This window comes from Paenibacillus sp. EKM10P, assembly GCF_011800655.1.
In the GTDB taxonomy this organism is placed as follows: Bacteria; Bacillota; Bacilli; order Paenibacillales; family Paenibacillaceae; genus Paenibacillus; species Paenibacillus polymyxa.
Window position 1 is genome coordinate 177,383 of sequence record NZ_JAALET010000009.1, and the last position, 23,023, is coordinate 200,405.

Annotated in this window: 22 protein-coding genes and 1 pseudogene; 13 read left to right on the forward strand and 10 right to left on the reverse strand. The window is 46.3% G+C overall.

The genetic code is table 11. From position 1 onward, the window contains the following. Window positions 1-7 precede the first annotated feature (7 nt). The gene (locus HFE01_RS19570; RefSeq protein WP_107734675.1) at window positions 8-1,207 is read left to right on the forward strand and encodes a glycosyltransferase family 2 protein; all 1,200 of its coding nucleotides are present in this window, start codon (window positions 8-10) and stop codon (window positions 1,205-1,207) included. On the opposite strand, the gene HFE01_RS19575 is transcribed toward HFE01_RS19570, so the two are convergent. Next, complete coding sequence (locus HFE01_RS19575) at window positions 1,204-1,560, reverse strand: hypothetical protein (RefSeq protein ID WP_228552471.1); 357 nt, start codon at window positions 1,558-1,560, stop codon at window positions 1,204-1,206. The genes HFE01_RS19570 and HFE01_RS19575 overlap by 4 nt on opposite strands. 105 nt (window positions 1,561-1,665) lie before the next feature. Here HFE01_RS19575 and HFE01_RS19580 point away from each other — a divergent pair, with 105 nt between their 5' ends. From HFE01_RS19580 to HFE01_RS19595, 4 genes are read left to right on the forward strand one after another with little or no spacing between them, the layout of a single operon-like run. Next, window positions 1,666-2,994 carry a sialidase family protein gene (locus HFE01_RS19580; protein ID WP_107734674.1) on the forward strand — a complete coding sequence of 443 codons (1,329 nt, stop codon included), beginning with the start codon at window positions 1,666-1,668 and terminating at the stop codon, window positions 2,992-2,994. Beyond that, the gene (locus tag HFE01_RS19585) at window positions 2,994-4,220 is read left to right on the forward strand and encodes a sialidase family protein (RefSeq protein ID WP_016820083.1); all 1,227 of its coding nucleotides are present in this window, start codon (window positions 2,994-2,996) and stop codon (window positions 4,218-4,220) included. The genes HFE01_RS19580 and HFE01_RS19585 overlap by 1 nt, the downstream gene beginning before the upstream one ends. A gap of 33 nt (window positions 4,221-4,253) precedes the next feature. Continuing rightward, window positions 4,254-5,474 (forward strand): glycosyltransferase family 4 protein, encoded by a 1,221-nt coding sequence (locus HFE01_RS19590; protein ID WP_016820084.1) that lies wholly within the window; start codon window positions 4,254-4,256, stop codon window positions 5,472-5,474. A 22-nt stretch (window positions 5,475-5,496) separates the two neighbouring features. Further along, entirely contained in the window at window positions 5,497-5,670 is a 174-nt protein-coding gene (locus HFE01_RS19595; RefSeq protein WP_167438357.1) for a hypothetical protein, read from the forward strand. 65 nt (window positions 5,671-5,735) lie between these two features. Here the strand turns inward: HFE01_RS19595 and HFE01_RS19600 are convergent, their stop codons facing one another. Together HFE01_RS19600 and HFE01_RS19605 are read right to left on the reverse strand one after the other, a co-directional pair. Next, complete coding sequence (locus HFE01_RS19600; RefSeq protein ID WP_167438358.1) at window positions 5,736-6,161, reverse strand: hypothetical protein; 426 nt, start codon at window positions 6,159-6,161, stop codon at window positions 5,736-5,738. 25 nt (window positions 6,162-6,186) lie between these two features. After that, window positions 6,187-6,534, reverse strand: coding sequence for a hypothetical protein (locus HFE01_RS19605; protein ID WP_167438359.1), 348 nt, complete (start codon window positions 6,532-6,534; stop codon window positions 6,187-6,189). 242 nt (window positions 6,535-6,776) lie between these two features. Between HFE01_RS19605 and HFE01_RS19610 the strand changes: the two genes are divergently transcribed. From HFE01_RS19610 to HFE01_RS19620, 3 genes are all read left to right on the forward strand, one after another. After that, window positions 6,777-7,421, forward strand: a complete 645-nt coding sequence (locus HFE01_RS19610; RefSeq protein WP_025365720.1) for a DUF1796 family putative cysteine peptidase — start codon at window positions 6,777-6,779, stop codon at window positions 7,419-7,421. Then, complete coding sequence (locus HFE01_RS19615) at window positions 7,414-8,040, forward strand: DUF1796 family putative cysteine peptidase (protein ID WP_167438360.1); 627 nt, start codon at window positions 7,414-7,416, stop codon at window positions 8,038-8,040. Before HFE01_RS19610 ends, HFE01_RS19615 begins: the two co-directional genes overlap by 8 nt. 130 nt (window positions 8,041-8,170) lie before the next feature. After that, window positions 8,171-9,100, forward strand: coding sequence for an NAD-dependent epimerase/dehydratase family protein (locus tag HFE01_RS19620; protein ID WP_044787324.1), 930 nt, complete (start codon window positions 8,171-8,173; stop codon window positions 9,098-9,100). A 103-nt stretch (window positions 9,101-9,203) separates the two neighbouring features. Here the strand turns inward: HFE01_RS19620 and HFE01_RS19625 are convergent, their stop codons facing one another. After that, on the reverse strand, window positions 9,204-10,640 hold the full coding sequence (locus HFE01_RS19625; RefSeq protein WP_167438361.1) for a glycoside hydrolase family 1 protein: 1,437 nt from the start codon (window positions 10,638-10,640) through the stop codon (window positions 9,204-9,206). Window positions 10,641-11,220: 580 nt separating this feature from the next. Between HFE01_RS19625 and HFE01_RS19630 the strand changes: the two genes are divergently transcribed. After that, window positions 11,221-11,691, forward strand: a complete 471-nt coding sequence (locus HFE01_RS19630) for a L,D-transpeptidase (RefSeq protein ID WP_016820092.1) — start codon at window positions 11,221-11,223, stop codon at window positions 11,689-11,691. Window positions 11,692-11,735: 44 nt separating this feature from the next. Here HFE01_RS19630 and HFE01_RS19635 read toward each other — a convergent pair whose 3' ends face one another. Next, window positions 11,736-12,566, reverse strand: coding sequence for a TolB-like translocation protein (locus HFE01_RS19635; protein WP_045244870.1), 831 nt, complete (start codon window positions 12,564-12,566; stop codon window positions 11,736-11,738). A 339-nt stretch (window positions 12,567-12,905) separates the two neighbouring features. On the opposite strand from HFE01_RS19635, the gene HFE01_RS19640 reads away from it, so the two are divergent. Continuing rightward, on the forward strand, window positions 12,906-13,304 hold the full coding sequence (locus HFE01_RS19640; protein WP_016820094.1) for an Rrf2 family transcriptional regulator: 399 nt from the start codon (window positions 12,906-12,908) through the stop codon (window positions 13,302-13,304). Between the two features lie 116 nt (window positions 13,305-13,420). Continuing rightward, entirely contained in the window at window positions 13,421-14,326 is a 906-nt protein-coding gene (locus HFE01_RS19645; RefSeq protein WP_017427336.1) for an NAD(P)/FAD-dependent oxidoreductase, read from the forward strand. A gap of 156 nt (window positions 14,327-14,482) precedes the next feature. Here the strand turns inward: HFE01_RS19645 and HFE01_RS19650 are convergent, their stop codons facing one another. Beyond that, entirely contained in the window at window positions 14,483-15,514 is a 1,032-nt protein-coding gene (locus tag HFE01_RS19650) for a LacI family DNA-binding transcriptional regulator (RefSeq protein ID WP_017427337.1), read from the reverse strand. 216 nt (window positions 15,515-15,730) lie between these two features. On the opposite strand from HFE01_RS19650, the gene HFE01_RS19655 reads away from it, so the two are divergent. Together HFE01_RS19655 and HFE01_RS19660 are read left to right on the forward strand one after the other, a co-directional pair. Continuing rightward, the gene (locus HFE01_RS19655; RefSeq protein ID WP_026065445.1) at window positions 15,731-17,011 is read left to right on the forward strand and encodes a glycoside hydrolase family 140 protein; all 1,281 of its coding nucleotides are present in this window, start codon (window positions 15,731-15,733) and stop codon (window positions 17,009-17,011) included. A 71-nt stretch (window positions 17,012-17,082) separates the two neighbouring features. After that, window positions 17,083-18,936, forward strand: coding sequence for a beta-glucoside-specific PTS transporter subunit IIABC (locus HFE01_RS19660; protein ID WP_017427339.1), 1,854 nt, complete (start codon window positions 17,083-17,085; stop codon window positions 18,934-18,936). A 127-nt stretch (window positions 18,937-19,063) separates the two neighbouring features. On the opposite strand, the gene HFE01_RS19665 is transcribed toward HFE01_RS19660, so the two are convergent. The 4 genes and pseudogenes from HFE01_RS19665 to HFE01_RS19680 all read right to left on the reverse strand — a co-directional run. Further along, on the reverse strand, window positions 19,064-20,158 hold the full coding sequence (locus tag HFE01_RS19665) for a glycosyltransferase family 4 protein (protein ID WP_167438362.1): 1,095 nt from the start codon (window positions 20,156-20,158) through the stop codon (window positions 19,064-19,066). 51 nt (window positions 20,159-20,209) lie between these two features. After that, window positions 20,210-21,304, reverse strand: coding sequence for a tetratricopeptide repeat-containing glycosyltransferase (locus HFE01_RS19670; protein WP_167438363.1), 1,095 nt, complete (start codon window positions 21,302-21,304; stop codon window positions 20,210-20,212). A gap of 57 nt (window positions 21,305-21,361) precedes the next feature. Then, window positions 21,362-22,453 (reverse strand): glycosyltransferase, encoded by a 1,092-nt coding sequence (locus tag HFE01_RS19675; RefSeq protein ID WP_167438364.1) that lies wholly within the window; start codon window positions 22,451-22,453, stop codon window positions 21,362-21,364. Between the two features lie 198 nt (window positions 22,454-22,651). After that, window positions 22,652-23,023, reverse strand: a pseudogene (locus tag HFE01_RS19680) (hypothetical protein); the annotation flags it as partial.

The following is a 23,023-nucleotide window of genomic DNA, read 5'->3' on the forward strand; positions in this document are numbered from 1 at the left end:
GATTGATATGGTAGATACGGGGATTGTTATGCCGCTGTACAAACAGGATATTGGTTATCTGCAAGCCGCGATCTCATCCGTACTAGCCCAGAGCTACAGGGCATTTCGCTTCATCATTGTGATTGACGGGGCGCCGGAAATGATAGAGCCGGCGCTTCACGCAGCAATGGGAGACCCGCGCGTTCAGTTGGTTACACTCCCTCAGAACCAAGGAGTATCCCATGCCCTTAACCGGGGATTCGATGAGTTGTTTAAAGATCCAGCGATCAAGTATGTGACCTGGGTATCCAGCGACAATGTGTATCATTCATCCTTTATCGAACGATTGCGGTGCGAGCTAGAGCGGGGGCCCGATTCGCTTGGACTTGTGTTCTCCACCTTCCGTCAGATTGACGCTGCGGGTAATCCGTTATACGACCAGCAGCATCAACAAGCGCTGATTCGGTACCAAAGTCAGCCGCATCACGAATTGTTGAACGCCAGCATTGTCGGGGTGTCATTTATGTACAAAAGCCAATATGCCCGTCTGATCGACGGCTATCGGCTGCAACCTGTAGAGGATTATGATTACTGGCTGCGGCTGACCGAGACATGTAGCATGAAATTCATTCCGGAGATCCTGATGGATTATCGGGTGGATTCTGCTTTTAGTGTATCGGCCAGCTTGCGCAGCCAAAAAGAACACCGACGCTGGCGGCATGCATTTCAAATCGCCAAACATGAGGCCAGGGCCCGCCGGGGTATCCCACTTGAGATGACCATTTTAATGCCTATTACAGATATGGCTCAAGCTGAGCCGTTGCTCGATAATCTGCTGGAGCAGCATTACAGTAATTGCATCGTGCGGTTGCTGGATATTACGCCGGAACAGGGAGCTTCTTCCTTTCTGGAAATAATGCTTGACCCTCGGCTAATCGTAACGCCGAGACCGTATTATTCCGTCAAGGAAGCACTGATTCAGGCGATTGGTGAAACGACAACACGCTTTGTTGTATGCTTCGGTGTCAAACCTTATATTGCCGTGACAGATTTGTTGTATCTTACGGATTTATTGCGCCCTTTGCAGGATACACATGCCTTTTCCTACTATACAGATGACCACTCAACCATCGGCAGCGGCCGAGGAGTTCAGTCCGTGCCGCCGGAATGGAATTACGTGTATTATACCCACAGATTGCATCAGGCACTGGAACAGGGTGGCTTTTAAATAACAGGGGACAGTGCCGGGATTGTGGTCAGCTCGGACTGGAGAACACGATGCTCCTGTACAACATTACCAAACTGATCCAGTCCAAAGTTGGAAAGCACAACATTGGCTGGAGCGACGGAGACTACGTTGTATTGCACCTCATAGGCAAGAACCCCTTGTATAAAGAAGGTCCGGCGTGCAATCGAGTTTGCAGGCAAATTAACCGATGTTACGTATAGTGGTGTCTTGGTATCCGGTACGAGTGAGAAAAAAATTTGGATGGTCACGGTTGCCGCGTTCACTGTGTCCTCATTGACCAAATTTACAACAACATTGGAGCAGGCAGTACCAAAATCCCTTGTGTTTGTCATATATCCGGTTGTAAAAGCCAATAGAATCATCCTCTCAAAACAGTATGATGGAATCCCTTCGTAGGGATGCTTCTATACTATGAATCTATGGAGAGGAAAGCTTGTATGGTTGTCTGTAGGCTATACCGAAAAAAGTACATTTTGATAGAAGCACTTCAGGCATATCTATATATAATGAAGGGAATGCTCGCGATGCCTTTGAATTTTCAGATAACACCCAGCGGCCTGCCCAAGTTTGAGCCTAGTGTTGCTGTTAATTTGCTGAATCCGAATATCGTTGTGGCTGTAGCTGTTGACTTTAGCAGCGGGCCCCCTTTAATTGGACTGTATCGCTCACTGGACGCCGGGGCGAACTGGACCGATACGTTACTGCCACTCCCACCGGGATATACAGGAGCAGAGGCAGGAATGGTGGCCTATCTGTTCCCCAATATTTTTATCGTATCCGCACACGTGTTTCCGGGAAATGAGAACGGGGCTGTCGTGATCTATCGTTCTACGGACAATGGGGCCAGTTTTGATCCTCCGGTGGTCATTAACCCAGGCTATGGAGATTACATTAATAATGACTGGACCAATATTACGACAGATAACGCAGGGGCAAGTCCGTATCTAGGGCATGTCTACGTTACGTATAACCGCCAATACAACGTAGAGGTTAATGCTCGGTCAGCGGCCTTCTACCAGCGCTCCACTGACGGAGGATTGACCTGGGATCGACCGTTAATGCTTTCCAATATCCAGTCCTCCACAGAGCGGCCTGAGCCTGCGGTCGACAAATATGGCAGTGTATATGTCAGCTGGATTCGTACGGGGCCGCAAACCCCGGCTTTCTTTATCCGGCGGTCTTTTGATGGAGGTGCCACCTTTAGCGGTGATATTCTTGTGTCCAACATAACGCTGGTACCTAGTCCGTTGCCCGTCCCCGGATATGATTTTCGTGTATTGAATTCTCCCTGCTTGGCAGCAGATTGCTCGGGGGTACCTTCTACAACAAATACGCTATATGCCGTGTGGCAGGATTTTGGTCAGGGCTACAGCAATGTTTTGTTGTCCAAATCCAGTGATTTTGGCGGTACCTGGAGCGCCCCAGTCATTGTGACGGACAGCCCGCCCGGCTCACAAAATTTTTTTCCTGCGATTTCAGTGTCGCCTAAGACGGGACTGGTCGTTGTCGTGTACTATACGAATCGCCTGGACGGCTTTAATCTGGATGTGTTCGCCGCTCAATCATCAGATGGGGGCAATACCTTTACGAACAGTCGTCTCACAACGACTTCCTTTAACCCGAATGTAGGTGGGGGCGAATCAGAACTGATCGGCGACTACATTGATATCGCCATTGTACCACCGAACAGCTATATATCCGTCTGGACGGATACGCGCACAGGCAGTTTAACGATTTTCGCTGGCGTACCGGGAGGTGAAGCCTGATGCCGAACGTACAGCTTACGCCCAGTGGAAGGCTGGCACAGGAGCCGAGTGTGGCTTTCAATCTGCTCGACGGTACCATAGTAGCTGCTGCCATTGATTTTACGACCGGACCGCCGTTGACAGCAGTATACCGTTCAGATAACGGCGGTGTCTCCTTCACACAGCAGATTTTACCGCTGCCAGTCGGTTATGTAGGGGCTGAATCCCATAGCGTCAGCTATGGTTTTCCCAATTTGTTCGTCATAGCCTGTCACGTATTTACCGCAGACGGCTTGAGCGGTACCATCGCTACCTATGTGTCCAGAGACAATGGGAATACATTTGATCCACCCGTGATTGCCCAACGAGGGTATGGGACGTTTGTCAATAATGTGGAAGTCAGCGTGAAATTCGATACTTCACAGGTCAGCTCCTATACTGGCAACATTTATTTATGTTATACGCATCAGTATAACCCCGACTTTTTCGGCGGCTCAGTCATGTTTTTTCAACGCTCGCAGGATGGAGGAATCACATGGGATACACCTGTGGTGCTCACTCCTGGTTCCAATCAGATCACGCGCGGAGAAATCACTGTGAGCATTACAGGGGTGATTTATGTCGGGTACATTGTGACGAATCCGGTTAACCAATATCAGGTCATTGTGTCCTTCAATGGGGGGACTTCGTTCAGTTCCTCGCTGCCAGTGTCCTCTGTCGTCCCGGTTCCAAGTCCGCTGCCTGTGGTCGGTTTTGGCTTTAATGTATTGCCGACGGCCAACATTGCCATAGATCGTTCCACCAGCCCGAATCAGGGGACGCTTTATGCGGTTTGGCAGGATAATCGGGCAGGGTATGCGGATGTGCTGCTTGCCCGGTCCGTGGATGGTGGATTAAGCTGGACTGCGCCGCAATCGGTGACAGGAGCCAGTGCAGGAGCACAGCATTTTTTCCCGGCCATTGATGTTTCGCCCGTGACCGGTGTGATTAAGATTGTGTACTACACCAATCAAATCATAGCCTCTTTATTAGATGTATTTGTTGCAGAATCATCTGACGGAGGGAATACATTTACGAACCTCAGAATAACAGACAGTTCCTTTAATCCTAACGGGATTAGTCCTGTTCCAGTGGTCACGATCGGCAATTTTATTGATGTAACGATCGTGCCGAATAACGGTTTTTTTGCGGTCTGGACAGACGCATTATCGGGTTTCCAGCAAATTTACGGAAGCAACGGAATGTAGCTTAACGTACGAGACAGAGGAGGTGGGGCTGTTTTGAAAATTTTGTTGGCTACGTACTGGCCGATTCCTCATTTGGGTGGTGTGTGGCCCTTTATGCTGCAAATAAAACGAAGACTTGAGCTACTGGGTCACACGGTAGACTTGATGGGGAACGGACCGGATACCCCTAAATACCATATTGTTTTTGAAGATAAGGAGTTGCTGAAGGATCAATTGCTGCCCTTGCTGCATACGAAGCTGAATGAATCAGCTGCCCCTGTATTACATTTGGATTCATGGGTGCAGACGGTGGAAAAGGATCGATACTGTATGGAACTGGCGGCAGCCTATTTCGGGGTTGAGCAGTATGATGTGATTCATACGCAAGATGTCATAGCCACTCGTGCTCTAAGTCGGGTCAAACGCAAAGACAGTGCGTTGGTAGCAAATATTCATGGCTCGCTGGCTCGTGAAGTCATGATGGCTCTGGAGCGGGATCATGAAGAGGGTTACCGCGAGACGCTGATGTGGAAATATTATTGGGCGCTGGAGCATTATGGCGCTATTTCCGCTGATATTACGATTACGTCTACAGAATGGATGAAGCAGACGCTTGTGCGTGAGTTCGAAGTGCCTGAGCAGCAGATTGCCACTTTCCAATATGGCTTAGACACCGAACACTTCTGGGAAGTCCATGCCAGGGGAACAGACATGACACGACCTGAGGGGAAAAAAGTTATCATTTGTCCTTCTCGGCTGGTCTATATCAAAGGGCTACATTATTTAATGAGCGCTCTTGGCCTGTTGAAAGCAAGCCGTACGGATTGGGTTTGCTGGATTGTTGGGGAGGGAGATAAGAGGGAAGAGCTTCAGGCACAGGCGAAGGAGCTGGGGCTGGAAGAAGACGTGGTATTTCTCGGACATCGTGAAGATGTACCTGCCCTTTTACAACTGGCGGACCTTTTTGTACATCCGAGCATACAGGATAATCAGCCGTTTTCGGTCATGGAGGCACAGATTATGGGGCTTCCGGCAGTGGTATCGGATGCGGGTGGACTGCCAGAAATGGTGAAGCATGAACACACTGGACTGGTTTCCCCGGTTGGCGATGTGGAGGCACTTGCAGCTCATTTGCAGCATTTACTCGCTCAGGATGAAGTACGGATCGCTATGGGGAATCGTGCCAAGGCATGGGGAACCGCGCACTGGTCGCTGGATGTTATGATTGAACGGCTCGTCAATATTTATGGGCAAGCGCTTAATCAAGTGCGTTGATTCGATAGTTAGGAGGGAGAGCATGACTTTTCCTATCGTTGGAGACTTGTACAACCGTATTTTTGAAATCCAGCAGTCACATCCAGATCAGATGGTCGATTACGCAATCTGGAACCGAATTAACACCTCGTTGCCAGAGGATTATAAGCTGCCGGATGCTGACATTTTGGAACGGCTGAAACAATCTGGGCCATGAGCATACAGACCATATAAAAAGGCAGGTCGGGCTTACATTCCCACCTGCCTTTAGTTTATTTCAGCTCATTGTTCATCCGGGTTGTCATCCATTTGGTCTACATAAACCGAGCCTCGCATCATAAGTGGTCCCGTAACAACAGCACGGTGGTCAGCTGATTGTACAGTCAAGCAGTATACATGAGGTTCTGCCTGTTGTGCTGTTTCCTCATAGCTTAACTCGGCAAATCCCTCCTGATAACAGGAGTCCTGCAGCCAATCCAGCACGGGTCCCTGCTCATCGTTGCGGCGCAATCGAATATCTAGCTCCCCAATATCCCAGTTGAGCAGCGGATTCTCCCATGCCAAAGAGACTTCGATAACAATACGTCCTTCAGCTTCACTCGCAGGAATGATCAATGTAGAGAGCACGATCTCCTGTTCGGTAACCTGAAAAGGCAGTGCATATGTGCCTGCTTCAGCTTTGTTTTGAACTGTATATTTCAACAACATACAATTTTCCTCCTCTGCCTGTTCATTAAGGTGTTACGGTAAAATGACTGGCTGTCCGCTTAGCGACTACGTTCCCGTTCTCCACAAATTCCGCCAGGATAAACAGCGTTTCTGGATTGTAAATATTCGTGACCACTCGCAGATAAAATGGATTTTGGGCTGCCTCTATATCCTTGATCTCCAATACAGATCCAGCTTCGGGAGAAGGGCTCAGCCGAAGAAGTTGCCGCCTGAAAACGCCACTATCATTCCCCATTTCCAACAGCACATCAACGGATCTCTTTTCACGATTGAAAAAGGTTACATGGCAGCTTTGTATATGGGCGCTGTGGTAAGCGAGATGATGATCGACAGTTAAAAGAAACACAGACATATCATGATGCCTCCTTGAATTCCGTTAGGTTACCAGCCTTATATGATATGAAAAATGACCGCGAGTGGACTGGATAGTTGTACGCCTCTTTGACAAAAAGCGCGCCAGTGTCCAACCCTTTTTGCCATGCTGTGCATGTAATGTAGAGTGGAACAATCTGCGGCCTGAAGCCCCTATTTGACTACAGAAGAAGCATAGAGCTAGATCAGGGGGCGGGTCGCATTAACAAAGGAGGCACGGCTATGAGACTCGCACAGCTGGCAGGGGAATATGACGCGGTCTTCAGTCTAGGGCAAAACTGTACACCTGCCATTCAATTGGAAAAGAACCGTTTGCGGCCGTTTGCCGGGGTGCTGGACTGGATGATGTCTGACACGCTCTCTGATGTGAATCGCTTGCTTGAGAATCGGTTTGCAGGTTTTATGGATTTGCCTAATTTAAGTGTCGTTGGTACGAGCCAACTGAATTATATGGTCAGAGATATTGCTTATAATGTGATCTCGGTACACGATTTTCCGCAGGAACGCAACACGTCCGCAGAGCTGGTGACCTATCCCGAGTTCAGGGAAAAGATAGACCGTCGTATCGAACGTTTTTTTGCAAAAACACAGATGGCCAAGCGCAGCTTGTTCGTCCGTATGCTGGGCACCTATGAAGAAGTAGAGGAACTGGAGCGGATCTTGTCGGGGATCGTAGCGAATGAATTTCGGTTGTTAGTGGTGAATTGTTCCGGTGTAACGGAGTTGACGGAGGTGGATTGGCAGCTTCCTCATGTATGCGCAGTGGAAATGCCTTTTGCCGATGTATGGAATTACAAGAGTGATCCACACTGGCGCACCCTTTTTGAGGGAATGTCCTTGTCGAAAAGGGGAGGTCGTCGTGCTTGAACGGTTGCAAGGGGAATATGACGCAGTGTTTAGCCTGGGAGGGCATTGCTTACCATCGATTCAGCTGGATAAAAACGGACTGCGTCCGTATGCAGGTCCGCTGGATTGGATGATTTCTGGCAATTTGTCACAGATCAGTCGTTTACTGAATGAGCGATTTGCCCGTTTTATGGATGTTGAAAGCTTGCGTGTCACAGGGCATGATTACGGAGGTCATAACTTCCTGGTTGAGGATGCGTCCTATGAGGTTACAGCAGCACACCATTTTCCGGTTAGCCAGAATACATCAGAGCAGCTGGCGTCTTATCCTACATTCAAAACGACACTTGATCGCCGCATCGCACGTTTACTGGAGAAATTCGCATTGGCTTCCCGTCTGCTGCTGGTTCGTGTCGGTGGCAGCCGGGAGCAGGTGGTAGAACTGCATGATGTGTTGTCACAGAGGGTTACCTATGATTTTCGCTTGTTATACGTGGATTATACAGGGACTGAAGGTGTGACGGAGCTGAATTGGGGACTGGAGCGATTGGTTTCAGTAGCCCTGCCACCCGAGGATATATGGAACGGTCAGGATGAAATGTGGCGTTATATGCTGGACAACGTCAGACTTCATGTCTGAGGTGCGGAGACTATAGGAACACGTATAGATTGTCTTCCACCTGTGCTTGCGCCTGCGCCAAGCTGTAGAGCATCGCATAACATGATGCGAAGGGAAGATACATGCTTCGGTTTAAAAGGAGGGTGCGCTAGTGAAGGCTTTGGTCACCGGAGGAGCCGGATTTATTGGTTCCCAGCTGGTACGTGCGCTTGCTGACTCGGGCGTCAGAGTGCTTGTGCTGGATAATCTGACGACCGGGAATGCTGCAAATGTAGACCCGCGCGCGGTCATGCATATTGCAGATATTCGCAGCCCTGAAGCCAGGACGCTGCTGATTCGGGAAAGCCCGGATATTGTGTTTCACTTGGCTGCACAGGCTGATGTGCAGCAATCCATCCATCACCCCGATGAGGATGCGGATGTGAATGTGCTGGGGACGATTCATTTGTTGCAGGCCTGTCGTGATGCGGGTGTGTCGAAAATCATATTTGCCTCCACATCCGGCGTATATGGAGAGCTGCAAAAGCAATGTATTCAGGAAGACGATCCCGTGGAGCCTATTTCAGGCTACGGACTGTCCAAGCTGACCGCAGAATCGTATATTCGGCTTTTTTATCGGTTGTACGGTTTGAACTACACGATTTTGCGTTACGGAAATGTGTATGGTCCCGGTCAGGCAGCGAAGGGAGAGGGCGGTGTCGTCGCTATTTTTATAGAGCGGCTGAAAAAAGGAAGCCCCTTGCTCATTCACGGCGACGGAACGCAAACCCGTGACTTTGTGTACGTCAAGGATATAGTTCGAGCCAATATGGCGGCTATACATGCAGCGGACCAACGCACGGTGCATGTAAGCACGGGGCGAACGACGTCCATCAATCGGCTGGCCTATGATTTACTAAAGCTGCACGGTTCGTCTGTGCGCCCTGTGTATTCACCGGCGCGGGCGGGAGATATTCACCACAGCTGTCTGAGCAACGCAGTCGCCAGACATTGGCTTCGTTGGGAACCGCTATACGGTATCTCTGCCGGTCTAAAGGAAACGTACGTGAGCAGTATGGGCACAGGCAAAGAAGGCGTATAGGGCTAACGAGCACGCGAATCAACCAAGAGACTGAGAAAACCTCTCAGCCTCTTTTTGGTTTGGACGAATTTATATGTTTTCGCCAGCCAGCTTGTACATTTAACTACTTATACTCTTCATCCAGATCAGCAACAAATGAGCGCTCCTTGATAATAGATTGATACCAGTAGCCCGATTTCTTCAAATGCCGACTTCGATCATTCTCCAGGTTAATTTCCACCAGTCCATAACGATTTTTAAAAGCATTCATAGGAGAAACGTTGTCTGTGAAGGCCCACAGCATATAACCTGTACAGTTGGAGCCTGCGTCTACAGCTTGTAACGTGTAGTATAAATGCTCAGTTATAAAGTCAATCCGATAGTCGTCCTGAATGATGTGTTCCTCATTTTTGAAAGCAGCTTCATTCTCAATGCCCATGCCATTTTCCGCGACAAACCACTCGATATTGTTATATTCGTTCTTGATACGTATGCCCATATCGTAAATGATCTTGGGATAAATTTCCCAGCCCCGTGACTTGTTCATTCTTTTACCCGGAAGATCGAAATGCTCATAGTAGTAAGAGGGGTGAAAAGGATTGTTTTCGTTCCACGCTTTACTCTGCGCTTTGACCCGGTGGGGATAGTAAAGATTGATTCCAACGTAGTCCACGGTATTTTCCTTAATCAAGGCCAGTTCTTCCGTTGTAGCCTCAAATGCAATATCATGCTTGCTCATAAGCTCGAACAATTCTTGCGGGTATTCGCCTTTAATAAGCGGGTCCAGAAATATTCGATTGTAAAATAAATCATACACATGTGCAGCGTATTGGTCATGAGGGGCGCTGGATCGGGCATAAGTCACTTCGGGATTCAAAATAGCACCTATTTTAGCCCCGTTCTGACTATAATTTTTGGCTTTGAAAAGCTGTACGCACTTTGCGGTAGCCAGCGTTTTGTTATAGTTCCATTGCATCCACTTCCGTGTGTTTTGTTCATAGGGATAGCGAAGGGCATCCAGATAGACGCGAGTCTGTACAACAATGGGCTCATTAAACGTAAACCAGTGCTTGACCCGATCCCCGTACCGTTCAAACACCTTTTCCGCATATTTCACAAACAGCTCTACCACATGCTTGGAAGACCAGCCCTCATATTTGTCGAGCAAATAAGCAGGTAATTCATAGTGTTCCAGACAAATCATCGGCTCGACTCCGCTTGCAATTAACTCATTGATGACCCGGTCCATATAATCCGCATAGGTTTCATCCACCACCACATTCTCATAATCCGTTAAGAAGCGGGACCAATTAATAGAGGTGCGATAATGAGTCAGTCCAATCTGCTTCATCAGCGCAATATCCTCGGCGTAACGATTATAAAAATCAGTTGCACCCGCGGGTCCATATCCATTGTGCCAGACATAGCGGTCATTTTTGTACCATACGTCCAGATACGAGTCCTGACCTTCCTGTTTACCGCTCCAGCCCTCTGTCTGCCAGGCGGAAGCCGCTGCCCCCATAATAAAATTCGGTGGAATTTGTATTGTGTGTTTAGCCATGATATGTTTCTCCTTTTCATTCTATAGATTTCCCATAGCGATCCTCTGCGGGTGTATCTCTACATTAGCGCATTATTCAGTCGTTCGCTTGTTGGCAATTTCGAGGAACGAAAAATAGATGAGATGATGAGTTTATGAAAGAGTTCATCATACAAAAAATAAAGAGCCCTTGACGATAAGCTGCTTCTGGTTACGCTACTGGAGGCAGCTTATTAATCTTTTGCTGGGGTTGATATTGGAATATACTCCTCGACTCTTCTCACATCCTGTCTATAAATTCAAATTATACAGGGTAACCCAAATGTTTATACAATAACTATTCTAGCTATAGGGGATATTCAAATTCAGCGAGGAATTTTCTTGATCTAGAATAAGAGTAGGGGATCATCGAGCAAAGTACATGAATTGGAAAAAAATATATATTCTAACATTTTACACGATTTGGTTGTAATTCGCAGCCTTAAATCACCTACATAAGTGAGAGGGAATTGAAGACTAACATTAAAGAATGTGGAGCCATTTAGATGTTAGCGACTCTATCAAATCTACTCTCAACTAAACTAAATGGAGGCGTTTAACAATGGGTTATCACATTATTGCTAATTTTCCATCTAATCGAGATTACAAAGGAACACTGAAAGTTTATAACGATAGTGGTAGTTTGGTATTTGGACCTGTAGAAGCTTTAGGCCGTGGATCAAATGATCCGAAGAATGGTAACGACCATACGAACTGGAGACTTAAATATGCAGACATTCCTACGGGGGTTGCGAAAACAATTGTTTATGCGAAAGGTGACTCCGACTATTCTTATGGTCCTTATAAGCGTGTGTGGCTGAATCAAGCAGTAAGTGGGAACTTCCTGACTGCTACAAATAATGGCCGCGACGAAATTATGATTCATGGCGGAGACCCTGCTACAAGCACATCTCTGACTTGGTATCCTCTGCGTCCAACATACGGTTGCATCCGACTTTCTAACAGTGACCAAAGAGCACTAATTCAAGTGCTTGAGCAAAACGGAAGTTCCGGCAAAATCACAATAAACTAGAACAAAAAATTCAAAGGGCGGGATTTACTCCGCCCTATTTGGTATTAATTTGTACTGTATTTATCAAGTTTGAACCATTTTTGAAATTCGTTCTGGCTAATTTTTTTAACAGGTTTCACCTTTTTGCTGTCCATTGAGTATCTGTACAACTTCTTTTGGTCAGATGGATACTCACTTATATAGTCTAAACTTTTTCCATTTTTATGCCATAAAATCAGACTTGTGCTAATGTAATCCGTTTCCCTAGGAAGATATATAAAGGCATCCTTCTTGGTGTTATAAATGGCTATGGAGCTGCTTGATGTATCACCGTACGAAAAGGCAATTTGATCTTCTTTAGGTGACCAGTTATAAGCAGCAATGGATTCTACATTTTTTTTGCCTTTAGCTTTTAAAAGATCATTTACAATGGTAGATTTTCCGGTTTTAAGATTGATCAGTAATAACGTATCTCCTGCACTGCGCCGTGCCTGGATAGCCAACCATGTATTAGAAGGAGATAATACTGCGCTCGATATATTACGCAGTTTATCATTATATCCATCTGTTTTAATGGTGTAATTCTGTTCTCCTGTTTTGATCGTTATAGATGTAATAACACTCTTCTCAGAGCTTGGTGCATTTTCTAGCTCCATTTTTTTGGCCACTAACGAAACGTTGTTCTCCTTCCAAATCACCTGATTTGGGGTCTCGCTCTTTTTAAATTTGGTTATAGACTGGTAAACAGATGGATTTATAGTATTAACTGAACTTTGAACATGCGTATTAGGGCGTAAAGTGCTATTAGCATTGGCAATAGAAAAGCCACTTACACTTCCCACAAGCACTATACTAGACAGGAAAGCAGTAGCGTATTTTAATCTTGGATTTTTCATTTTAATTGCTCCTTTGTAAAAAAATATTGGGCTTCAGGACTTGATCCAAGGTTTTCCTAAAATTAAATCTATATACATAGACGTGGAAATCGTGAATTTGTTTCTTGTTTATTGAAAAAAATTACATAACAATTGGAAAACATGAAGGAGCGAGTGATACTTTCGCCCGCTCTAGCAGGCCAGCCCAAGTCAAACATTCTGTTATAAGGTCGGATGTTATTGAGGTGAAGGCAAAATGCAATTTTTTCCTTCGATTTTCTATACTTAACCTATAATCTTGACATTCCTGCAGATTCAGAGATATTATAGATACAATAAGTCTGTGAATGAGGTGTAGTTATGAAATTTACCAAAGCAACCAATTATGCACTGCACACCATGCTCATGCTCGTTGAGGATTCGTCGGTGAAGCCCGTAGGTGTCCAGCAATTGGCCGAATCCCAAAATGTCTCACCCACGTATCTTTCAAAAATTTTGACGAGGCTTGTGAAGGCGGGGATGATCGAATCGGTCTCTGGAGCCAATGGGGGCTATCGCTTATCCCGCAATAAAGACGATATTACCTTTTTGGATATTATCCATGCGATTGAAGGGACGAATTCTTTGTTTGAATGTGATTTTGTCCATGGATCAGAATGTCTGATTCAAGCTGTAATGAGGGAAGCGGAGGAAAAAATGGAGGGCCATCTTAAAAATACGAAATTGGTCGATTTAGCCCAAAAGCAAGCGCAAGTATAAAGGGGAGCGGCTATAAATAGAGAGAAGGTGATCGCCAGTTATGTGAAGTGTTTTTTTTTGTTTTAATTATAGATATAAATAGTCTTTAATATCTTTGAAAAAAGGAGCTGGATGTTATGCTGTACGATTGCGCTATTATTGGGGGAGGACCCGCTGGATTGAATGCAGCCCTTGTACTGGGCAGGGCAAGAAGAAGTGTGGCTTTGATCGATAATAACCGGCCCAGAAATGCGGTTACGCATGCGTCACACGGTTTCATTACGAGAGATGGCGTAACGCCAGCCGAGTTCCGCCGCGTAGCTTATGAGGAAGCACTGCGGTATCCGTCTGTGCATCATCTGCAAACCGAGGTTATTTCAGTTACGAAAAATGAATCCGGATTCGAGGTATTTGATTCTTCAGGCCTTCGTGTTCAAGCGCGAAAATTGATACTGGCGATGGGTGTAAAGGAGATATTCCCTGAGATCGAAGGTTTTTACACGTTCTACGGAAGAAGTTTGTTTAATTGCCCTTATTGCGATGGCTGGGAGTTACGGGATCAACCGCTTGTCCTCGTCTCTGAGTCGCCAGCTATATATCACACAGCCAAACTGCTCCTGAACTGGAGTAAGGATTTGCTTGTCTGCACGAACGGTCAGGCATTCTTGTCGGACGAGCAAAAAGAACGACTTCAATCTAAAGGAGTCGCGGTAATGGAGCAGCCTGTTGCAGCGTTCATCGGTCACCATGGACAGCTGGAGTATGTGTCCTTTACGGACGGTACTCAAGTCCCAAGGGCCGGCGGCTTTGTGACCCCCCAATTTGTGCAAAGTGCACCGTTTGGAGAACGTTTGGGCTGTGAAAGGACCGAGTCGGGCGGGATTCAAACGGATGGAGCGGGGAGAACCTCCATTCCTGGTGTATATGCTGCGGGTGATTCTTCATACTTCATGCCTTCTCAGTTGATTTTTGCTGCGGCCGACGGTAGCCGAACCGCTGCGAGTGTAAACCTGGATTTGACAGAGGAAGACTTTAACGAATGACGAGAAATTGAAGCTCTCATGATAGTTAAAGATAATGAGGAGAAGTGAGAATTTATCGTTTCCGGTAACGCTTAGATCCATTCGCTATAAAATCACAATTCAGAAGTATAAAAGCTGAAAGGCCGCCTATATGGCGGCCTTTTTCTATTCACTTGATTATAATTCTGCGTCTATACAAGACCTTCTTTCAATAACCTCTGTATTTACAAGAACCTGAGTATGGTGCTCCTGATTGTGATTAAGCCTTTCCATCAGCAAGTTTACAGCCGTTCGGGCCAAAATATCCTTTTTCACATGAATGGTTGTGAGTTCCGGGCTAATGACCTTAGCTTCATGAATATTATCAAACCCCATGACGGAAATTTGTTCAGGCACTCGAATGTTCATTTCCTGAAACGTTTTAATAGCACTGATCGCCATATAATCATTCTCACAAAATAGGGCCGAAGGCAGCTCATTCAGTTTATGAATAGCTGTTTTAAATGCGTCCTGTGACATGACAAGCATCGGGTGCATATCAAATGTAAGCCCATGACCTATGGCAAGATTGTGCTCCTCTAAAGCAGCCATGAACCCCTCTTTTCGTTTTGTAAAGTTAAGAATTCTGGTACTGGATTGTACGTATCCTATATTTCTGTGTCCGGACTGGATTAAATATTGGCCTGCCTGGTACCCCCCAAGATAGTTATTAATCGATACAAAACTGGCATCAACGTGTTCAAAGCAGGTATCCAAAATAACGATATTGGAATGAATGGATTGTAAGGAATGAATAGTCTCGGATGTTAAATTGGTGCCCAGCAGAAGTATACCTGAAGAAGGCTGGTCCTTCTCCAGAGCAGACAATTCTTCTTCAAGGCTATGGCTATCAAATGACGAGAAAATCAAAGTATTACCATGTTCTCTCACCTGATGGGTAATATGATGGATCAATTCATTGAAAAATGGAAGTGATTCATATTGCTCGGTCACGATGCCTGTATTTTTGCATGCAACAAAACGAATGACATGGTGATTCTTCGTAAATTCCTTATTTGACTTCATGGTACGTGGTCTATATCCATGCTCGTGGGCAATTCTTAATATATGTTCTTTGGTTTCTTCGCTAACACCGGGTTTGTTATTAAATGCTAAAGAGACGGCTGATTTTGAAACACCGGCAAGCTTCGCAATATCATCTATTTTCAACGTGGAACCTCCCATTTGGACTAAACTATATAAATTATATCATGATTATATAATAAAGTTTAGTTTATAAATTAAACTAAACAAACAACAGATAAAATGAGTTGACCTTTTCGGATACATAGTGTTAATATTCAATTGTGAACGCTTTATTTAGTTTATTTTATTCGATATCGTATAAAATTATACATTAGTTTAGTTTAGTTTATGAGTGAAAGGGTGATTTGTTTGAGCTTAAGCATGGCTGAAAATCAAAGAAGTTTTGTGAAAAAGGGCAAGCCTTTCTTTTACTTGGCAGATACCGTCTGGAGCGTATTTACCAACGCCACTATTGAAGAGTGGAGCGATTACCTGGACTATCGAAAAATGCAGGGTTTCAACGTTTTACAGATCAATATGCTCCGACAATGGGATGCCAGCGAATCAGACCTGAATCTACAGCCGTTTGCAATACTGGAAAATGGAGATTTTGACTACCATACCTTAAACGAAGCTTATTTTGAGCGGGCGGAAGTCATGATCCAGATGGCTGTCGAGCGCGGCTTTATTCCAGCACTGGTTCTGTTGTGGTGTAACTATGTACCGGATACATGGGCTGAAATGTTTCAGAAGGGCAATAAAATGCCGCTGGATTGCGTTGAAAGCTATGTAACTTATGTTGTAAACCGCTATTCCCGATTCGAGCCTGTTTATTTGATCAGCGGGGACACTGATTTTCCTACAGAACGTGCTAATGCGTACTATTTGAAGGCGCTGGAAACGGTACAACAATTAAGCCCGACAAGCTTGACTACGCTGCATATCCAAGGGAGATTGAGGGAAATTCCTGAAGCTTTTGAGCAACACAAGGATCTTGGATTTTATATGTATCAATCAGGACATAATTCGGAGTTTCAGCATGTCGCCCATGAGATTGCTCAGCATTTTTATCACAAGTCGGAGATACGTCCCGTCATCAATGGAGAACCTTGCTATGAACAGATCAGTTACAGCCGCAATGTGTATGGAAGATACACTGCACTAGATGCCAGAAAAGCAGCATGGCACAGTCTTCTGGCAGGCGGGGGAGCGGGGATTACCTATGGAGCGCATGGCATTTGGAGTTGGCATAAAAAAGGCAAGAAGTTCGGAATTGTAGAAGGAGAGGGCTTTGATAGTCCCTATGATTGGAGAACAGCACTGCGTTTTGAGGGCGCATGGGATTATTCCTTTATCAAATATTTGTTTGAAATGTACAACCTGATTGGCATAAAGCCGTTGGATATTGTTTTAAACAAGACAGAGGAGATCAGAGCTGCGGGGAACGAGAATACCCTCGTCTTGTATATCCCGGTTAACACGAAGGTGCGGCTAAATATCAACGTGCAGGACTACAAGTTTACAACCATTGATTTAGCGGAGAGACGATTTGCCCAAACGGAGGTGGATGTCCAGGCTGATCAATCCGTCATTGATATGCATGGTTTTGAAAGCGATGTTGTGATCATCGGAACGAAATAAAACCAGAGAAGAACAGGAGTAAGCTAACAGGTGGAGTGGAGAAATAGAAAACGCATCCAGGAGTGATCATGATGGATTACCAAAAGACAGCTAGAGAAGTGCTTAGATCGGTGGGGGGAAACGAAAATGTGTATAGTGTCATTCACTGTGTCACTCGTTTGAGATTCAAATTAAAGGATAACCAATTGCCAGATAAAGAAAAAATTAAACAGATTGACGGTGTCATTACCGTCGTGGAAAGTGGCGGCCAATTCCAGGTGGTCATCGGGAATGAGGTTCCCAAAGTATACGAGGCTCTTTTGGATACGATGGGAGTAAAGCACGGAGACCAGACAGTTGAAGACGATCAAAAGAATGAAAAAGCGAGCCTGTTCAGCCGATTTGTCGATGTGATCTCAGGCGTGTTCATGCCCGTTGTGGGTGTGCTCGCTGCTGTGGGGATTCTAAAAGGATTGCTGGCTTTATGCACATCTCTGGGCTGGATGACTGATCAGATGGGCACATACAAAATTTTATATGCAACAGCAGACGCTATGTTTTATTTCTTTCCAGTTATTCTAGGGTTTTCAGCAGGTAAAAAATTCGGAGGAAACCCGTATCTATCTGCTGTTTTGGGGGCCGCCTTGGTGTATCCGACCATTACTTCGGCTTTTACGGATAAAACGGCGCTGTCCTTTTTGACCATACCTGTCGTTCTGATTAATTATACTTCTTCTGTTATACCTATCATTATTGGGGCGTTCTTGGCAGCTAAGGTTGAAAAATTTATTAGTAAGTATGCACCTGCATCCATTAAAATGTTCATTGTGCCTTTTCTGACCTTGGTCATTATATCACCGATTGTTTTTCTGGTTGTCGGGCCGATAGCAACTATAATCAGTGATGGATTAGCCAAAGGCTCCATGTGGATTTACCAGTTAAGTCCGGCTATAGCTGGTCTCGTTCTGGCTGGGTTCTGGCAAGGGATTATTATCTTTGGCTTGCACTGGGCGTTCATTCCGATTCTCCTGAATAATGTAGTTACGAACGGGTTTGATCCGATTAACGGTATGCTGTTCTGTACTACGTTTGCGCAAACAGGTGCGGCTTTTGCCATTGCTTTGAAATCACGCGACCCTAAATTAAAACCTATTGCGACTTCTGCTACCATCGCGGGTTTGATGGGGGTTACTGAACCAGCTATTTACGGGGTTACGCTACCCACCAAAAAACCGTTTATTTTAGCCTCGATCGCTGGGGGTGTAGGAGGAGCTGCAGCGGGCTTACTCGGCTCAACAGCATATGGATTTGCCTCAGGCGGGATTTTTGGTATCCCTTTATTCATTAATCCAAAGGGGATAGATGCAGGCTTTATTGGCTTTATTATCTCTTTGGTTGTCGCTTTTGTAGTCGGATTTATTCTGACCTATCTTTTCGGCTATAAGAATGCAAAACCCGCGCCTGAAATTAAGGTTGCAGTTGAAAACAAAGCGGAAGAAAAAACGGTATTTAGTCCTTTAAACGGTGAATTGATTCGTTTGACCGCAGTGAAAGATGAGGCTTTCTCCAGTGGTGCGATGGGTCAGGGAGCCGCGATTATCCCCCAAGAAGGGGTAGCTTACGCACCGTTTAACGGAACTGTTGTTACCGTTTTCAAAACAAAACATGCGATTGGACTGATCTCTGAGGATGGAGTTGAACTGCTCATTCACATTGGAATTAATACGGTTAGCTTAAAAGGGAAACATTTCACTTCTTTTGTGTCTGAAGGAGATACGATTCAAAAAGGGGACAAGCTGGTTGAATTTGATCCAAAAGCTATAGTGGATGAAGGATATGATCTCACCACCTCTGTTATAGTAACCAATACTGCGGTGTACACAGATATCTTAGCTGAAAACTCGAAGGATATTCATGCAGGAGAACGTTTATTGAAGATCAGATAGTTCCCTAATATTCAGTAATGCACAGCAAACGCATCAAGCTGACGATGGCCCGTGTGTAAAAATAGGGTTGTCGTCAGCTTTTTTGGATCATGAAACAGACTTTTGCGGCATGTACTACAATAGCAGGTTAACGTACACCCAACGAGCTCATCATCTGCCGGAAGGAGCGCACATATTTATCTGGCGCCAACAGGTTAACGATCCGTGTCCGCCCCTTCTGGCGGATAGATTCGCGATGAGGGACGTTGTTCATGAGGTCTAGTCCTTGCAGTACCGCCTGTAAAATGTCTCCCTGCTGATAAAACTTGCCGGTTTCGTTATGGTCAATGAATGCTCGTACTCCGTCTGAATCAGAGCTTAAGACCGGGCAACGACAGGCCATGGCCTCAGCTACCGCGTAGCCGAATCCCTCCACCAGTGAAGTCGAGAGCAGATACCCACCCGAGTCGCCAATCATGGAATAATACAAAGGCATTTTCGCATGAGGCACGCTTTTAAAACGCTCAATGATCGTGGACATGCCAAGCTGAGCAAGCATGTTCTCGAATTGTATTTTATCCTCCGTCTGCGACAAGGTGTCATCATAGAACATCCAAATCCGAAGATCGGCACGATTTTGCAGCATCCAGTAAGATATGTCTATAAAATGCCGCCAATTCTTATTGGGCTCAAGCCGCCCAACCCATGCAATGACCGGATTAACCGGGGGAGTGTTAGGTACATAATTAAATACGCTAGTATCCAATACGTTCGGAAATACATAACGATCAAGCCATGGACACATGCTGGAAAATAGCTGCACGAGGTGAGTTGTATCGGGTAGAAGCACCGCGTCAGCATAATTTTGAAGATACGGAGATGCATCTGCAACAACCCAAGCAGCTTCTTCGTGAGTGCCAAAGCCTTGTGATTCATAGATTAATATCCCTTGATAGCCCAACATTCGCAGTCTAGGGAGCATAGGATAGTCCGAAGAGATGATAATTGCATCGTAGCGATGAGTCTCCACCAGTTTTCGAATTTCTTCTTCAGAGGAAGTCATGAACACCGGAATATCGCCTTGCAGGTTTTGCATCCCTGTACCCTGCTGATAATAGAGAAGATGACATTCAATCCCGTCCTGAATGAGCGCTTTACAGCGTTGGCGGTTCAAGGTTTCCACGCCACCGCTGGGTATATAAAAAGTAAATAGAACTTTGATCTCAATAACCTCCTTTGCCAACCACAAGTTCTTATACCAAGTTATTCAACCTACAGGACGGGGTGTGGGTTTCTATGGAAGCCTGGATTGAATTAGCGCATAATTATGGCGAAGGCGAGAATCTTCCGGGGAGCGTTCTGTTGCTTCTTTCGCAAATTCACAGGCTTTGTGTATTAGGCCCAACTCATAGCAAGCGAGGGCTCCAAGATCATACAAAGTAGCATCCCAGCAAAAATTCTCTTGCATATACGTATCTGGTCGTGTCGAAATGCGCAGCGCTTCTTCGACCATATGATAGACGGCGGGCCAGTTCCGTGTATGATAGGCAAGCTGAGCCATTTCCGTGTAAGGTTCACGTAAATAGGGCGCTTCCGCAATAGCACGGTATAACCAACGTGCAGCCTCATGCCATTGTTCAGTTGCCTTATACGCTCTAGCGATAAAACGCATCGAAGCGCTGCGTTCATCGGCCCAGCGCGCCTGTGGCATGGCAAGATGTTGTTGCAGCGTAGTGATGCATTCGTCCCAACGGGCATGATACATATATTCTCGCCCCAAGTAATGCATATTGCGATCATCCTCGGGAAATTCACGTACAGACTGCTCTAGCAGTGGAAGGTATTGGCTGCGTGACTTGTGCGGATCGGGATCATGATACAAGCGGAGTTGCTCTGATCGGATGCTGTATTCTTCGCCTTCCCCGATATATTCAAGCACTTCATGAACCGGGCGTACCCAGTGGTAGTCATGACGAGTGTGTATTTTTTCTTTCCAGAACCATGTATAAGCGGTATCCCTTCCAGGCTGTCCATGTGTAAAGGCATACAGCATTCGAGTCGTTCCATCCTTCCAGTTGCTTTCCAGGCGCGACCGCCATCCCTCCTCCCAGACTTCATCCAGATCTGTACAGACACAAATATCTACATCGTCAGGGACCAGCCGCAGGGACTCATTGCGAGCCTTGTCAAAACGCCAAGGGACTACCTGAATAGGATGTACCTCTGCACCCGCCTCGCGCAGTAGAGCAACGGTGTCGTCTGTAGAACCGGTGTCGGCTACAATGACAACATCAGCTTCCCGCATGGAGTTCATCCAGCGCTTGGCGAATCGGGCTTCATTTTTGCTGATGGCATAGACCGCTATCTTGTACCGTTTCTGTGGTTGCATTGGTTTGCTCCTCCTTTGACTGACTTAAAGAATGATGGCTGGCTATGGGAGGCATCTCTATTGGGAAGGGTTCAGGATTGAGCTGAAATATTGTCGATTATGCTGGACATGCGGGTCATTGGGAACGTACGTGGCTGCTTGCTCATTGTGCCAGTTCGCACGTGTATAGTCTTTTAGCCGAAAATGGCAAATGCATAGCTGGATATGAGGAAACCATGTTTGGTATGCGTCTTGTACCGGGCCCAGCGTGTTAGGAGGATTCAGAGTGGTAGCCATGTCGTACCAGTAAACGGCTTTGGGAATCTCATTTTTATGCAAAAAATAATGACCCATCCGACAACAAAGCTCCGCTCTAGGCGTATCGAAGGTCAGGCTACGGAGAGCCGCGGTAATACTTTCCTCCAGTTTGCCGAGTTGTTGCAGACAGTCAGCCATTTTGCCACATGCACTAATTGCGTCCTCTACCCAGCCTTGTTCGGTGTTTAGAAAGTCTCGGTAAGCCTGCACGGCCTGCTCATATCTTCCATTGTCTCTAAGCTCGTTAGCGTAATAGTAGCGGTCGCGGGGAGAGAAGTCATGGCCTTGGGCGAGCTGCTTCTCATAAATTCGCAGATTTCGGCCCGGGGTATGGGTATGTGTTCTGGTGTGAGTTATGGCAATATCCGCATGTAGAATATTTCCGTCTACGGCGAGATACTCATGCACGGCTCCATGCCAACGGAACCCGGCCGACCGTCTGACCAAGCGATTCCGACGAAAATGCAGGGTGACATTGCCATGATCATCGAAGGCATAATGATACTTCATGGACACTGCATCCACGGTTGATATAGCTGAGGAATCAAGAGTATGCTTTAGCTCAAGCAGCTTGATAGCATCCTGCTCCTTGAAAATGTCATCGGCATCCAGCCAGAGAATGTACTCCTGCGTAGCTTGCTCAAATGAATAGTTACGTGCAAGGGCAAAATGATCTACCCATTCAAACGGAAAAATCCGATCTGTAAAGCTGCGACATATGTCAATAGTCCGATCCTGTGAACCTGTGTCCACGATGTTGATTTCATCTACAATATGATGGACCGATTCAAGGCAAGGGCCGATGGTATGTTGGTCATTTTTGACGATCATGCACAGGCTGATACTGATCAATTGAGTATCACTCCTTTGGGAACCATTTAAGGATTGAGGTCAAACCTAAAATTGGAATTAAAAGAGACCTGATTATAGAAGCCCTGCCGCAATTGCGGCAGGGCAAGGATGGCAAAGCCATAACTTGCTAAGAGGCTTTGGCGGTAGGATATGATACGTCGTTTAAGTCCATGATGTGGTAATAATAGAAGATTAGAGTCCGGTCGGCCCAGTGGGTCCAGTAGGACCAGTTGGCCCCGTAGGTCCGATAGGTCCTGTAGGTCCAGTCGGTCCAATTGGACCGGTAAAGCCAAGACCAAATGGCCCGGTCGGTCCAGTTGGTCCAATCGGTCCCGTGTCGCCCGTAGGTCCGACAGGTCCAGTGTCGCCAATAGGCCCGATAGGTCCGATAGGTCCAGCAGGCCCCGTAGCGCCAACGTCGCCCGTAGCACCTGTAGGTCCGGCAGGTCCGGTAGCGCCAACGTCGCCCGTAGCACCTGTAGGTCCGGCAGGTCCGGTAGCGCCAACGTCGCCTGTGGCACCCGTAGGTCCGGCAGGCCCCGTAGCGCCAACGTCGCCTGTGGCACCCGT

Coding starts and splice junctions, on each gene's coding strand:
- HFE01_RS19570 (WP_107734675.1), top strand. CDS start 8: ATGGTAGATACGGGGATTGTTATGCCGCTGTACAAACAGGATATTGGT.
- HFE01_RS19575 (WP_228552471.1), bottom strand. CDS start 1,560: ATGACAAACACAAGGGATTTTGGTACTGCCTGCTCCAATGTTGTTGTA.
- HFE01_RS19580 (WP_107734674.1), top strand. CDS start 1,666: ATGGTTGTCTGTAGGCTATACCGAAAAAAGTACATTTTGATAGAAGCA.
- HFE01_RS19585 (WP_016820083.1), top strand. CDS start 2,994: ATGCCGAACGTACAGCTTACGCCCAGTGGAAGGCTGGCACAGGAGCCG.
- HFE01_RS19595 (WP_167438357.1), top strand. CDS start 5,497: ATGACTTTTCCTATCGTTGGAGACTTGTACAACCGTATTTTTGAAATC.
- HFE01_RS19600 (WP_167438358.1), bottom strand. CDS start 6,161: ATGTTGTTGAAATATACAGTTCAAAACAAAGCTGAAGCAGGCACATAT.
- HFE01_RS19605 (WP_167438359.1), bottom strand. CDS start 6,534: ATGTCTGTGTTTCTTTTAACTGTCGATCATCATCTCGCTTACCACAGC.
- HFE01_RS19610 (WP_025365720.1), top strand. CDS start 6,777: ATGAGACTCGCACAGCTGGCAGGGGAATATGACGCGGTCTTCAGTCTA.
- HFE01_RS19625 (WP_167438361.1), bottom strand. CDS start 10,640: ATGGCTAAACACACAATACAAATTCCACCGAATTTTATTATGGGGGCA.
- HFE01_RS19630 (WP_016820092.1), top strand. CDS start 11,221: ATGGGTTATCACATTATTGCTAATTTTCCATCTAATCGAGATTACAAA.
- HFE01_RS19635 (WP_045244870.1), bottom strand. CDS start 12,566: ATGAAAAATCCAAGATTAAAATACGCTACTGCTTTCCTGTCTAGTATA.
- HFE01_RS19640 (WP_016820094.1), top strand. CDS start 12,906: ATGAAATTTACCAAAGCAACCAATTATGCACTGCACACCATGCTCATG.
- HFE01_RS19645 (WP_017427336.1), top strand. CDS start 13,421: ATGCTGTACGATTGCGCTATTATTGGGGGAGGACCCGCTGGATTGAAT.
- HFE01_RS19660 (WP_017427339.1), top strand. CDS start 17,083: ATGGATTACCAAAAGACAGCTAGAGAAGTGCTTAGATCGGTGGGGGGA.
- HFE01_RS19670 (WP_167438363.1), bottom strand. CDS start 21,304: ATGCAACCACAGAAACGGTACAAGATAGCGGTCTATGCCATCAGCAAA.